The sequence below is a fragment of the Acidovorax sp. NPDC077693 genome (genome assembly GCF_044542805.1).
In the GTDB taxonomy this organism is placed as follows: Bacteria; Pseudomonadota; Gammaproteobacteria; order Burkholderiales; family Burkholderiaceae_C; genus Acidovorax.
Map to the genome: position 1 here is coordinate 23,872 of NZ_JBITVD010000030.1, position 12,955 is coordinate 36,826.

10 protein-coding genes and 1 pseudogene are annotated in these 12,955 nt (G+C 54.2%); 7 read left to right on the forward strand and 4 right to left on the reverse strand.

Annotation, left to right across the window (positions count from 1 at the left end):
* Positions 1-19 precede the first annotated feature (19 nt).
* Both ACIGHN_RS27605 and ACIGHN_RS27610 read left to right on the forward strand, forming a co-directional pair.
* Positions 20-130, forward strand: a complete 111-nt coding sequence (locus ACIGHN_RS27605) for a hypothetical protein (RefSeq protein WP_396507500.1) — start codon at positions 20-22, stop codon at positions 128-130.
* Between the two features lie 506 nt (positions 131-636).
* Entirely contained in the window at positions 637-1,317 is a 681-nt protein-coding gene (locus tag ACIGHN_RS27610; protein WP_396507478.1) for a hypothetical protein, read from the forward strand.
* A 498-nt stretch (positions 1,318-1,815) separates the two neighbouring features.
* Here ACIGHN_RS27610 and ACIGHN_RS27615 read toward each other — a convergent pair whose 3' ends face one another.
* Positions 1,816-4,344: a ComEC/Rec2 family competence protein gene (locus tag ACIGHN_RS27615; protein ID WP_396507480.1), complete on the reverse strand. Its 2,529-nt coding sequence runs from the start codon at positions 4,342-4,344 to the stop codon at positions 1,816-1,818.
* A 134-nt stretch (positions 4,345-4,478) separates the two neighbouring features.
* On the opposite strand from ACIGHN_RS27615, the gene ACIGHN_RS27620 reads away from it, so the two are divergent.
* The 3 genes from ACIGHN_RS27620 (at position 4,479) to ACIGHN_RS27630 (ending at position 9,305) form a co-directional block, all read left to right on the forward strand.
* Positions 4,479-5,663, forward strand: coding sequence for an AAA family ATPase (locus ACIGHN_RS27620; protein ID WP_396507482.1), 1,185 nt, complete (start codon positions 4,479-4,481; stop codon positions 5,661-5,663).
* Between the two features lie 82 nt (positions 5,664-5,745).
* Positions 5,746-7,902, forward strand: coding sequence for a S8 family peptidase (locus tag ACIGHN_RS27625; protein ID WP_396507484.1), 2,157 nt, complete (start codon positions 5,746-5,748; stop codon positions 7,900-7,902).
* 164 nt (positions 7,903-8,066) lie between these two features.
* Positions 8,067-9,305 carry a DUF6161 domain-containing protein gene (locus tag ACIGHN_RS27630; RefSeq protein ID WP_396507486.1) on the forward strand — a complete coding sequence of 413 codons (1,239 nt, stop codon included), beginning with the start codon at positions 8,067-8,069 and terminating at the stop codon, positions 9,303-9,305.
* A 585-nt stretch (positions 9,306-9,890) separates the two neighbouring features.
* On the opposite strand, the gene ACIGHN_RS27635 is transcribed toward ACIGHN_RS27630, so the two are convergent.
* A complete protein-coding gene (locus ACIGHN_RS27635; RefSeq protein ID WP_396507488.1) occupies positions 9,891-10,181 on the reverse strand; it encodes an H-NS family nucleoid-associated regulatory protein in 291 nt (96 codons plus the stop codon).
* Between the two features lie 806 nt (positions 10,182-10,987).
* On the opposite strand from ACIGHN_RS27635, the gene ACIGHN_RS27640 reads away from it, so the two are divergent.
* On the forward strand, positions 10,988-11,203 hold the full coding sequence (locus ACIGHN_RS27640) for a hypothetical protein (protein ID WP_396507490.1): 216 nt from the start codon (positions 10,988-10,990) through the stop codon (positions 11,201-11,203).
* A 62-nt stretch (positions 11,204-11,265) separates the two neighbouring features.
* On the opposite strand, the gene ACIGHN_RS27645 is transcribed toward ACIGHN_RS27640, so the two are convergent.
* Positions 11,266-11,748 carry a hypothetical protein gene (locus tag ACIGHN_RS27645; RefSeq protein ID WP_396507492.1) on the reverse strand — a complete coding sequence of 161 codons (483 nt, stop codon included), beginning with the start codon at positions 11,746-11,748 and terminating at the stop codon, positions 11,266-11,268.
* 205 nt (positions 11,749-11,953) lie between these two features.
* Between ACIGHN_RS27645 and ACIGHN_RS27650 the strand changes: the two genes are divergently transcribed.
* Positions 11,954-12,256 carry a helix-turn-helix domain-containing protein gene (locus tag ACIGHN_RS27650; protein WP_396507494.1) on the forward strand — a complete coding sequence of 101 codons (303 nt, stop codon included), beginning with the start codon at positions 11,954-11,956 and terminating at the stop codon, positions 12,254-12,256.
* A gap of 126 nt (positions 12,257-12,382) precedes the next feature.
* On the opposite strand, the pseudogene ACIGHN_RS27655 reads toward ACIGHN_RS27650, so the two are convergent.
* A pseudogene (locus ACIGHN_RS27655) lies at positions 12,383-12,595 on the reverse strand (magnesium chelatase domain-containing protein); the annotation flags it as partial.
* Positions 12,596-12,955 lie beyond the last annotated feature (360 nt).

Here is a 12,955-nt window from a genome sequence, read left to right on the forward strand (position 1 = left end):
GCATCACTGAGAGCCCAACATCGACGACCTGCCCCGCATCGTCGAGGAGTCCGTGGCCGCCTGCAAGGTGTGCCTGGAGCGAGTTGATACCGTCGAGCAGGCGCTGGAAAGGCTTAGCGGAGAGCGATAGACAATGAAGGGCCGAAAGCTTAGTGTTCGGTTGTTAGATTCGTTCCAGATCAAAAGGATGACACATATATGGCATCGATATATGACGAACTCGAATTCAAGACCCCATTGGAAGCTCGTTGGGCCGCGTTCTTCGACTTGGCTGGTTGGGAGTGGTGGTACAACCCTGCCGCGGTCGGGGACTGGAAGCCAGATTTTAGAGTCCGGTTCGCATGCGGCCATTCGGAGTGCGGTGCCAACCACACCTTGCTTTTGTCTGTAGTGAATGCTGCTGCGCTGGGCGGGTGGAGAGACCACCCGTCGCTTAAGTATCCATATGGCGCAACAACGGACAACAAGAGATTCCCCGCAGACGCGGGCGCATTGTTTGGCGCAACACCATCATCGACTACGTGGGAGATGTCCCATGGTGCAGGAGGCGGAGCTGAAACTGTTCCAAACTGGGTGGGCGATTCAGCGGTTCTATGGAATCAAGCGCTCGGACTGGTGCGTGCTTGACCCGCAACCATGGACTTGCTCACGTTCATAAGCAGAGTTGTTGACTCGCTCGCATGGCCGGTCGCCGCGATAGTGTTGGGATTGATTTTCCGAAAGAAGCTTCTCGACCTCATCCCAAACTTACGCAAGTTCAAAGCCGGTCCTCTTGAGGCGGAGTTCGAGTTGGCAGCCAAGCATGCGCGTGAAGGTAGCGCTGACCTCCATGCACGTGATGCTGTACCCGATGCCCCTCGAGTAATCGTTAATCCAAGCGAAGAGCGCGAATACGCTGCTGACCCAGGCGAAATCGACGCTACGTCAGGCGCTTCGCGGTCGACGAACAATCCAGGTATCGAAGACGCAGCTGCAAAGCTTCTCATCGCCCGAACAGAACCTACCGCGACAATCATTGAAGGGTGGACCACCCTTGATAGCGAACTGCACAAGCTCGGACGTCAAACTGGACTGGTGGTTGATCCGCTTGAAGGACACGCAAAGGTCTTTCAAACGATCACAGCGTCAGATGTGCTACCTGCTGGAACGAGACAGCTGATACGAGAGCTACGACACTTGCGCAATCAGGTTGCTCATGCTGAAGTCATCCCGACGCCCGATTCCGCGCAAGACTACTTGGTCGCAATCGAACGCGTTGTGCAACTGGTAAGAAATTACAGGAAAAATCTGCCCGGCTACACGGCGGACGTCCGGTAGCGAGCCTATCGGGAGGCACTACCGACGTGGGCAACTTTGGCCGGTCGCTAGCGTCAAGCCTCTGCTGAACAACTGCTAGGTTCACGGAACATCGTGGCGCGCATCTCCAGATTTGAGTGATCCTGTGAAAGTCGCGCTACAAGGTTGGCTTAGCCTTGGCGTGCGATCACCTTGTTCCCGGACACGATCACAACCGTCTCCTGCGGACCTTTTCCCGGAATGTTGCGTGCCATCCTAACCATTTGTGCAGGCACACCGGCAGTTGCCGCTCCGTCAGTGTGTAGGTCGTGTTGCGCAGATCTGAGTCCAGTTCCCAAGAATTTCTTCTGAAGCTGAGCGAGTGTGCGACCCGGCAAGGCATCAACGACGGGATGTGACGCGTCGATCTGAGTCACTGCGTGCCATCCTGGCATCGCCTTTTGAGCGACAGCCACCGAATCTTCAGCATCTGAGTTTGACTTTTTTCCCATTTGGCGCTCCTTGGAGGGGCATGTCAGGTTACCACGCTAGGCCAAGACATGTAAATTGGTCTAGGATCTTGTGTTCCACTGCCTTGTGAAGATCACTCGGCGCATCATGGAACATGTTCTTCCGGAACTCCTTTTTTGCCTCGAAAAGCGCCTTCGCTGGGGCTTGGGTCTTGGCGAAATGGTGCCAAAAGTACTCATGCATTGGTGCACCAAAGGCTCTTTGTCCTGGTCTTGGTGAGTAGTGGGCGCCTGTACAACCGACGAAGGCATTTGCCCCCTGAAAAAGACATGTGAGCGCCAAGGAGTGGTCGATCTGTCGAGAGCTTGGCGGCCCGCCTGGCACATGGGCGAGGCCGTTTACCGTCAGCGCGCCCCAACAGCACCCAGAGAAGACTGTTGAACCTTCAATCGCACAGATCTCGTCAACGCTGATCGCCTCGACAAAGTCGCCATCGTCGCTCTCGCCCCAAAAAGTTGTTCCGTCGGAATCACTTCCATGAAGCATAAAGTACAGGTCAGCAAGAGCCAAATGGGTAGAGTTCAAACTACTGCGAAGGTGTGGATTTGACACCAGTAAGTCACCCGCTCGGCCGCCCGCACTCGCAAAAATACCGTCCGCAAAGGGGCGTGCGTGATTGCGCACGCCCTTCTTTGCAGGCATCTGAGCTGGGCTAGCAGCCAACGCCTTCAGAAAGAAATCGGCGGAACGCCCATCAGGTATGCGCGATACCGGGAGCTCGGCGATCTGATCTCCATCTGTGTCTCCATAGATATCGTCGCTCCAGACGTAAAAATGATCAGGATCCGTCTGAGCCTCACTGCCCAAGCTGGACCTTAGGTGAGGAGGGAGCACATCTTGTCTAACTGAGGGCACCACGTCGTGCCCCCCAAGCAGAACCACTCCGTGTGCGCCTGCGCCACTGACTAAACTACGTCCGCGAATCTTCTCCCAAGGCGTTGAGGAGTTTTGAACGTCCATGAGCTCATGACCTGCGTCCCTGATGAATCGCTCAGCTAAGGCCATCGTAGCTTCACCAACATTTGCCAGAAGCGCCGTTCGATTTGTGACAAAGAGCAAGGGCGGCAATTTCCGACCCGCGGCAAATATGCGAGCTTTATCACTCGGTGCTCTATGTATAGGCGCTGTGCGTGGGGATGCAATAACCGCCGGTACAGGAACCGCCGGATCAATGTCAATGGTAATCGTCACTCGGGTTTTCTTATTGGGAACACGAGTGATGACTTCGACAAACTCTGCTACTTGATGAGTTTGAGGCCCACCCACAGTGGTCTCAGACGCGGCGACCTCGCTGGTCCCCACCCGCTCTTCTAGGCCTGCTTCAAGCTGAGATTCAAGAGATTCCGCAAGATTGTCTGGGCTTTGGTTTGGCGACGAATCGTCAAGAATGCCGGAAGCGATTGTGAACGTTGTCTGACCATTTCGTATCGCTGCAGATATCAATCCGTTCTTGTCCGTTCTAGCCCACTTCACTTCCTGAGTATTCTGTAGAAGCTCCAACGTACTCGCGCTGGGATGCGCTGGATGCCCGCGCCCAGTCGTGATCACAAGAGCTTTCGCCTTCCACTCGTCTAGAACACTCTCGTCGACGCCGTTGTATGAACCGTGGTGCGGAAGCTTCACCAGCGCGTAAGGGCCCGCATCCTCCACACGTTTGCGCAAACGTGACATCTCGCGGGAGATGCCTTGCACATCTGGCGATGAAAACTGCATGTCACCCGTGAGTAGACACTTGTTCTTGCCCGCCCCAGCAATTATGAGCAAACTCTGATCGTTCAGCGCTGCGCCCTTGCCTGCAGCGTCCGCGTGAAAGTCCAAGTTGAGAGCCGGACGTGCAACCTCGCGATACAGCTCGATCGCTGACAAATCTCCATCGAGGCTACGCAAATGGGCCACGGCATCTAGGGCCCGTTCCGTGCTTCTGCTGATGACACCGGCGCATCGGAGCAGCTGTTCTTGAGATGGCGCAATTACGGAGAGATCGCGCAGGTTCAGTTTCTTGGGGAAGTCTTCAACTTCGTCTACCCCGCAACGCGCAAGCTCAATGCCTTGGCTCTCGAATAAAGCGAGAAGACTTAAATACCGATCCTCCAGTCGGACCGCGTCTTCCAAGAACTCCGCCAGCTCTTTGTCAGCTCGGCCGGTTGAGATCGGCTCCTCGCGGAGGGCTGCTACCACCTTGGCAACTACAGGGTCGTCTGACAGGAAGGGCGGCTCTTTTTCCCCACGCCCGAAGCCTAATTTTTCGTCCGCAACTAAAGCTGCTTTAACGATCAAGTCACCTGACGAGATCACTTCTGGCAGGCAACCGATGTGATCTGAGTGGCAATGCGTGATAACGAGCAAGTCAATAGAGACGGGCAACTCGGTCTTGAGGCATGCAGCGATCTGGTCTTGGAATGCAGGAGTTCTCCGGCCCCGAACCTGATCTCCGCGATGACCCCCATCAACCAGGATCGTCTTGCCATGCAATCGGACCAGGATCGCGTCCCCGTATGGCCGGTCACCCATGTCTAGAAAGTGCAGCGCCAGTGGCATCGTTGTCCCCCTATGATCGTGCGCAAGCCCAAGTGGCTTGGTGCGAAATTGTAGCAACACTGTGCGACTTCGCCAATTCCGAACTAGAATTTGTCAATTGAAATTCAGAAAAAAGTACGGAATTTAGGCGAAAGATGAAAGAAATAGACGAGCTCAAGGAAATTAAGGGTGACTTCGCCAGTTTGGCGAGGTTGGCCACTCGTGACGTTCCAGATGACGTGCGGCTGTTCCTGGGCAAGGTTGTCAGGAAGTACAGAGTACACGTGCCTGAACTTTCGGAGCTCGTCAACGAAGCGCTGCGTGAAGCCGGGCGACCTTCGGCGCTCCTTCGAAGAGCGACTGCAATCAGCGATGTCGCGGACGCCGTTCATCCAGCACTTCCGAAGGACGCTGATACACAACGATCTCTCGTAAGGCTGTTTGATGACTTACCAGGCGGAGTTTCCGAGCCGATTTTGAGCAAAGGTACGAAGCATGAATTGGCGGCCATTGTTCGGGAACGCATTGAAATCGAAAAATTGAAGGCTCACGGCGTACGCCCGACCCGCTCGGCCATCTTGACTGGCCCACCGGGTGTAGGGAAAACGCTCAGCGCGCGCTGGCTCGCGTATAAATTAGGCAAACCATTGTGGATCCTTGATTTGACGACGGTAATGAGCAGTTTGCTTGGCCGGACCGGGAACAACCTACGGCTGGTTTTTGATCATGCGAAAGAGCAAGGGGCGGTGCTTCTTCTTGATGAAATTGATGCGATTGCTAAGCGACGTAGTGACGAGAGTGATATCGGCGAACTTAAAAGGCTGGTCACTGGACTACTACAGGAAGTAGATGCGTGGCCTGACAACAGCCTTCTACTCGCGGCAACAAACCACCCAGAACTCATCGATCCTGCCCTTTGGCGACGATTTGATGCCGTACTTAAATTCGAACTCCCTGACAATACCGAGCTGGAAGCGGCAATACAACGTTTTATCGGCACTGACTGCTCACAGTTGCAAGACTACTTTCCCGTACTTGTTGCGGCGCTTGAAGGGCAGTCGCTGTCAGATGTCGAAAGATTTATCATGTCGCTGCGGCGGACGTTAGTGCTTGAGCCGGGTAGCGTTTTAACAAGCATAAGCGAGCTCGCATCGCGCCATGTAGAGAAATTAGGCCACGCTGCAAGAATAAATTTGGCAACAGCTTTGGCGCAAAGTGGTGACTTGTCACACAATAAAATAAATGAAATAACGGGCGTTGCTCGGGATACCATTCGTAAACACGCCGGCCCCTCCCCACGTCGTGGTCGGGGCATGGCAAAAGACAAGAGGGAGCTTTAGTATGGCAAATCGGTTCATAATCGGCAGAGGGGAACTTCTGACGTTCGATATTCCTCCGCCGAAAATGAAACCGAGTAAAGCAATGCCATACACGTTGGGTGAGGCGAAGAAGGTTCTCATTCCTCAGCTTGAAAAAGCCGCAAAAAGTATTGCGAGCATTCCCAGGGATGCTTGCCCGGGAAATCTCGCGGTGTTGAGGATTGATCTTCACCCGGCCTTCATATCAAAATCGACGTTTCCGGGCGCTTTGCTGCGCGAAGCAGGGCTAACGCACATTGGCAGCAAAACCATAAAGGTTGAACCGCGACGAGAACTTCGTCGAACTGCTCCCAATATTTCAGAGTCTACTCAGCTATATGTAACGGCCACGAGAGCGGCGATTGCGAAGTTGCCAGATTTCGCCGCCTCTCTTGAGCCGGACATCGCAGAGGCAAATCAATTTACGCAGATTGAAAACTTATCGGCAATGTCCCCTGCAGATCGGATTAAAAGAGACGCGAAGAATGCAGAGGCATTCGAAATAAGTCTGCATGCCTGGCCCGATCATACAATACGCCAGCTATATGAGTCGTTCGCAAGTTATGCAGCGAGCGTGGGTTTTCGCGTAAATTCGAAATTCTTGTTTCCCGTCGGTAGAATGCTTTTTCTTGGAGCGGAAGGCGATGCGTCGGCGTTGTCGGAGCTTGCGCAATATAGTCTTATTCGCTCTATTCGCGCAATGCCGAAGATAAGAAAACTGCGACCAACTGTTGCGGAGCACGCAGTGAGTTTCCCTGTAGTACTGCCTACAGCTGCTCCAATTTCAGATGAGCCTCGAGTCGCAATCCTTGACGGAGGACTTCCAAAGCATCATGCCCTTGGTCGGTTCATCGAAAACTACGAACTTTCGGATATTACCGCGAAAGATGTGCCCGGTTATTTAGAACACGGGCTAGGCGTAACGTCTGCATTTCTATTTGGCCCGTTGAGCACCACCCACGAAGCTCCCCGCCCTTATTCTTACGTCGATCACTTTCGAGTGCTAGACGAGCAATCGGATGAAGAAGACCCGTTCGAACTTCACAGAACGCTAGCTCATGTGGAAGAAGTCCTTCTTTCTGGAAGATACCAGTTTGTTAACCTTAGCGTAGGTCCGGAATCTCCAACGGATGACAGCGACCTGCACGCCTGGACTGCATCGCTGGATACGCTGCTCGCTGACGGCAATATTTTAATGACAGTAGCCGCTGGAAACAATGGGAGAGCGTCGAAAGAAAATGGACTCAACAGAATTATGGTACCTGCAGACTGCGTCAATGCACTTACCATTGGGGCCGCCGACCATAGTAGTAGAGATTGGAGTCGAGCCGCATATAGTGCTGTCGGTCCTGGCCGAAACCCTGGGCGCCGAAAGCCAGATGCAGTTTCATTCGGGGGGAGCAGAGATGAATATTTTCACATAATTTCAAGCGGACGCCGTCCTCAAATGCTGGCGACAATGGGAACCAGTTACGCCGCCCCTTCGGTACTTCGTACTGCAGTAGGAATCCGAGCTGTTCTTGGAGAGGATGTTCATCCATTAACGATCAAGGCTCTTCTTATTAATGGAGCCGCGAAAGATGATGGACACGATCCGAACGAAGTCGGCTGGGGGAGAGTGCCTGCAGAAGTTAATGAAATAATATTATGCGGAGATGGGATGGCGCGAATAATATATCAGGGCTTGCTGAAGCCAGGAAAGTTTTTGCGCGCGCCGCTTCCGTTGCCGTCTAAAGAACTTAAAGGCAAGGTTAAGATTACTGCAACTTTTTGCTACACAACTCCGGTGGACGTTGAAGATTCAGCTGCGTACACAAAGGCCGGGCTAATTGTCAAGTTCCGTCCTCACATCGATAAAAAGGAGAAGAAGGATGCGGAGGGAAAAAAGGTCACTGGAACATCCGCTGTGACAAGGCCATTCTTTTCTCATGCAGAATTCAGAACAGAGCAAGAGGAGCGAGCTGACCTCGGGAAATGGGAAACCGTGCTGCATGCTTCGGACACCATGTACGGAAGTTCGTTGAAGGAGGCATCGTTCGACATACATTACAACGCCCGCGCCGGAGGCGGACCCGTGCAGGGCCGCGCAGAGCTACTGCGGTACGCATTGATTGTAACGGTAGAAGCTCCAAGGCATGCTGAGCTATATGAGGACATACTCGAGGCACACAGCAAGTTAAAAGCAATTGAACCTAAGATTTCCTTGCCACTTAGGATTTGATTGGAATAGCTCTAATGCGATACAAAACACTTTTTCATCGTCTTTGAAAATTGTTCCTGGATCGCATTTCAGCGCGCGACCGCTATTGCCCTAAACAGGAACGCAGGGCCTCCGCAGGCGCCAAGAAGATAATCGATTAAGCAGTAATATTCTTGGGAGGGTTTGTGAACGAAGAACGAATTTCGAAGGCAGCCGAACCGCCCGAGCCACCACTTTTCATTTTAGACTTGGGTTCCAATGGCGGAGTACTGGCGCCGACAAGTGTTCAAGAATTGATGGCGTGGCTCCAGCATGAACTTAATTTCTGGAGTTGGACCCAGGACGAGCGGCCAGGCCACCATAAGGGCGCGCTCGATGCGGCCATGGGACCACTGCACAACGCAATCAATCAAACAGAACAAGCGGCAAATTATCGTTCGCAAGGCAACGCTGAGGCGTCTCAGACGCATGTCTTGCACGCCAGAGACCAACTTGCCGTGGCTTATGGTGAAAAAGGCTTGCCACATAGCACGAGTCAGCTCGGGACCCGAATTCACCAACTAAGTTCTGACCGCAAATTTGCGTTGGCATATCTGTTCCCAATGCTGCCTACGGAAACTAGCAGCGGCTACCAGTTCGACGCCAAAGACCTTGGCTCTTGGGCTGGATTCCTTTCCGGGTTGGTTGACAGTGCAAAATTGTTTGGTGATGTTGCGGCTCATATGGCGGCCAAGAATCGCGCGATGGATGAGGTTCAAGCCCGCGCAGAGCGCATGCATGGGGATCGGCGCGAAGTACTTGACGAACTCCATCGCGAATTTTCTCTCACCACCCAAGCCATTAACTCTGCAATGTCGACGCAGAGCGAGCATTTCAAAGCAAAGTTGGAGGAAATCGAATCATCTCACTCGGACGCGCTCGAGAAGCATCGCGGAGAGATGAACAGTCTGCGGGAAACTTTCCGCGAGAGCATGACGCTTCGTGCTCCAGTTGAATACTGGCAATCCAAGGCGCATAGCCACAATACAAAAGCAACTACTTTGATAAAGGTTATCGCAGGCAGTTTTGGCGTGACCTTGTTTGCTGTCGCTATCCTCCTGTGGTATTTCCCTCCATTTGAGAGTGGGAAGCCTGAACCTCTGAGACTTTCGCTGATCGCCTTAGTTGTCGTGCTAGGAGTCTGGGCGATTCGACTAGTGGTGCGGATGTTCCTGAGCCACACTCATTTGGCGACAGACGCGGAAGAGCGTGTCACTATGGTAAAGACCTATCTCGCATTTCTAGAAGGGGAAAAGCTCCCTTCCGATGATGATCGAAAGTTGATTCTTTCCGCACTGTTTAGGCCAGCTACGGATGGGTTGGTCAAAGACGAAGGGCTTCCCCATCCGCTATTGGAGGCGATCACGAGATCTGGGCAGAAATAGTCAATGTCGACATCGCGGAGCTACCTACTTGTCAGCGTGGGCACCGCAGCGTGTGCGGAAGACTGGCCCCTCCTGCAGGCTGCCAGGACTGCCGCACAGTTCACAGATGTGCGCCGACAACGCTTCGGCCATGTCGATCAGTCCATACGTGTGAGCATCGCCGCCCATGCCGTTCACCGACAGCTCACCCCATTTCTCTTTTGCCTGGGTAATTTGAACCGCCTGCCCGCTTTGGTCCGCATGGTGCTATAGGCGCTCGCAAAGGGCGTCCAGCAGCCCAGCCCACCCTGGGCCGCAACTCAGCGAAGCACGTTTAAGAAAGGCTGGATAGCGGATGCGTAGATCGGATCGGTATGTCATCGCTCAGAGCCTTCTTTGAAACCGAGAGAACCTGGATTGGGCTTTTATTGAGGATCACGCTGCAGCTCTTTCAACATGGCGATGGAGTCTTCATTGCCTCTTCAGGCGTGAGTGCAGCGCGATCAAACTGCTCTCCCAAGCTGCGGCGCCGGGCATAAGCCTCAGGTGTGAGATAAGGCCGGATCGGATGTGATTCCATGTCCATATCCATGCCCCGCATGCGGGCTACTTGATCTCGAACTGGGTGCGGTCTTGGTTCGCAATCCACAGAGGCGGCTTGCCGCGGCCAGTCCAGGTAGCACCCGTTTGGGGATCTCGGTACTTTGGGGCAACGGTGTTGCCTTTGAGTGGGCTCTTGGAGCGGCCAACAGGAAAGATATCAGCCTGGGTAAGGCTGAACTCGGCAATCAGTTGGCGGACGGTCGCAAGCGCATCCTGCGACTCTGATTTACGGAGGGCTTCAATCTGAGCGTCCAGGGCTTGACGCCGGGCGAGAAGTTCTTTGTAGCTTGCCATTGTTTCTTTCAGTCAAAGATGGACATATTACGGGGAGCGGGCTCACAGAGTGCAATATCCATCGGAAGCTCGGTACTGAAAATGGGTGGTTTTGCATGCTGTTCGCTCAAAACCTAGCGCGCGGAAGTGGGCCACGTTGGCAGCACGTCTCTATGCTCATCGCACCGCGTCCGATGGTAGTTCTCCGCGATGTGCCGCCCTGGACCACCACAGACCTCGCAGACATTTCTGGACAGCGCTTCAACGTACGAAACCATCGATGTGTCTGCTGGGTCGAGCCGAAGGAAGCGGAGACTGAGAAACCCCCACTTCTCACGTGCTTGTAGGGCAACTGGCTGCACACCAGTTTCGTCTGCGCGTGCCTGAATCTGAGTGCACAACACATCGAGCATTGCTACCCAGCCCGGTCCACCGCAGGGCTTTCCCTGAGTAAAAATCAGCGGATACTTCGCTTCAAGGTCGGCAAGATTCACAATGGCGCTCCAATGCGCTGGAAAAACTGCTCTAGGCGAACCCTCTCCGCGTCCTTTTGCTGGAGGCTGAGCGACGGCGAGTACCCCATCTTTGGAAGCAGCTGATAGTGGGTACGCAAGCTGTCCAGCCCCTTTTGCCGCAGCGGACTCACCTTGGTGTGGCACTTAGGGCAAGAAGAAGCGTCACCTGTTTGATCGTTGGTGCCGAGCCAATTGCAGCGAGGGCACAAACATGGGCTTAAATCGCCGCCGGTGCTCGCTAATTCAGCACGCGCTGTGGAAGTCTCTTCAGGTTGCATGACTCACTCCCTATGAGGGAAAAATTCAGACGCTATGACACCCAACGAGCTCAAGGATTTGGTACAGACCTATCGCTACTCCGACGCAGTCTATGTCGTGGTTGACTCGTTGCCCCAACCCTATCAGGATGCATTCTCAGGTTTCCTGCGTGGCTCGGCATGCCCTGTGGGGGATGGTCGAAATCGCTATGCCTACATCACTGACTTTGAACGCTGGCTGGCAACTCAGTCCGCGCGCAATACGCCGTAAACCGACTACGCTTTTAGGCAGGTAGCCTCGCGCCGCTCTCATCACACAGAGCGTGCCCCGCGCTATGCATCGTCTGACCCAACTATCAAGTGGACGTACTTGCCAGTTTGGTTGTCTCGATATCCGACTAGTGCGTCTAAAGACGAGTTGCGACCAGCAAGAAATGCTCGCGTAACCAGTAGCTCGCTTGAATAGCAGAGACTGCTGAACAGGCCTGAAAGCGATCCAAGCATCACGTTGGTTTCATGGTTCTGCAGTCGCAAGAAACTGATGAAACGCTGCTGCTCTGTCGCGAATTCGCGAGCAAGTCCTTTGGGATACCCGTCTTCAAACTCAACCCCGTAGATGAGTGCCGCGGAACTGCCCTCCGAGAACAAGATGGCTTCAAATCGGCGCAGCAAGCTCTCGCCCCTGCGAAGCTCTACATCCGCAGAGTACAACTTCTCGGACCCGTCAGGAAAGTCCATCAGATATCGCACATTCGTTGCCGTGACCAGTAGCGGTCCGACGATGTCCGGGGCGCTGTTGAAATCTGGCTGCTTCATCACGTCTCCGCTCAATCAGTACACGAACAATGCTCACATGAGCAGACGTGCCACGCAAGTTGTGCTCGTCCCGCCAGTTTCAGGAATGTCTAGCCTGCTGATAACTTCAATTTCACTAGATGGGATCAACTGAAAGCAAGCACGAAGTTGAAAATGAACACTATAGATTGTAGTCCTATAGTGTGCAATTCGCGGTAATTGGGGAATGCCAACCCGACGCCGCACGAACAATAGCCTGCCAGAAGCGCTGCGGGTGGTTCGTGATCTTCGTGGACTCACTCAGGAGGACTTTTCCTTGGTCTCCAGCCGCACATACGTGAGCGGACTGGAGCGAGGTCTGAAGAGTCCGACTCTCAAGAAGATCGAGCAGATTGCATCTGTCCTCAATGTGCATCCACTAACGCTGCTGGCGATCTCCTATGCCTCGGCGCCCAGCAAAAAAGCGTTGGCGGAAGCGCTTGACCTAGCTCGCAAAGAGGCGGATGAGCTGTGGCAATCAAAGCCTTAGCCGACGCCTGGGGGAAGGCGGAGCGTCCAGAGGCTGCACAACCTAACCCGCAGGGCCGAGGGGAGTTGTGCACAACTACATAAATCCCGAGACAGCAAGCCTACTGTACGCACATCAAGCAAAAACCGCTTGACTACATAGGATGCGTTTGTTGTGCGGAAATTCGAGCCCCGCGTTCTGCAGCGCCGACCGCACCCGTTCGCGGGCTTCCTTCACTTCCACCTCGGCCAGGCCGACCAGCGTGAAGCTGGGCAGGCCGTTGGCCAGATGCACCTCGACCGTCACCGAAGGCGCTTGCAGCCCCAGAAGGGCGCGGCTTTGCACCAAAGCAAGACTCATGAAGCAGATTCTCCCCAGATGGGTGCGTTTTGTGGTTTTTAGTTGCGCGTAGTGCGCGCCTTGCACCAAGTAAGTGCATGGCGCGGAGCGAACAACCCCTCACTGTACCGGGGGATCCATGTAACGCGAAGCAACGGCCCGGCGCGGCATGGCGTGCCAGTGGCACGGTCCGTGCTTAGAGCCCCTGTCCCTACTTTGTCCAACCGGAGGAAACATGACCCGCGCCATCATCAAGACCCTGGGCGTTGCCCTTGTTGCAACCCTTCCCATGCTGGCCAGCGCCCAGCTCACCGGCAACGTCAGCCTGACCACCAACTACAAGTTCCGTGGCCAGGACCAGGACGCCTCCAAGGCCAAGGC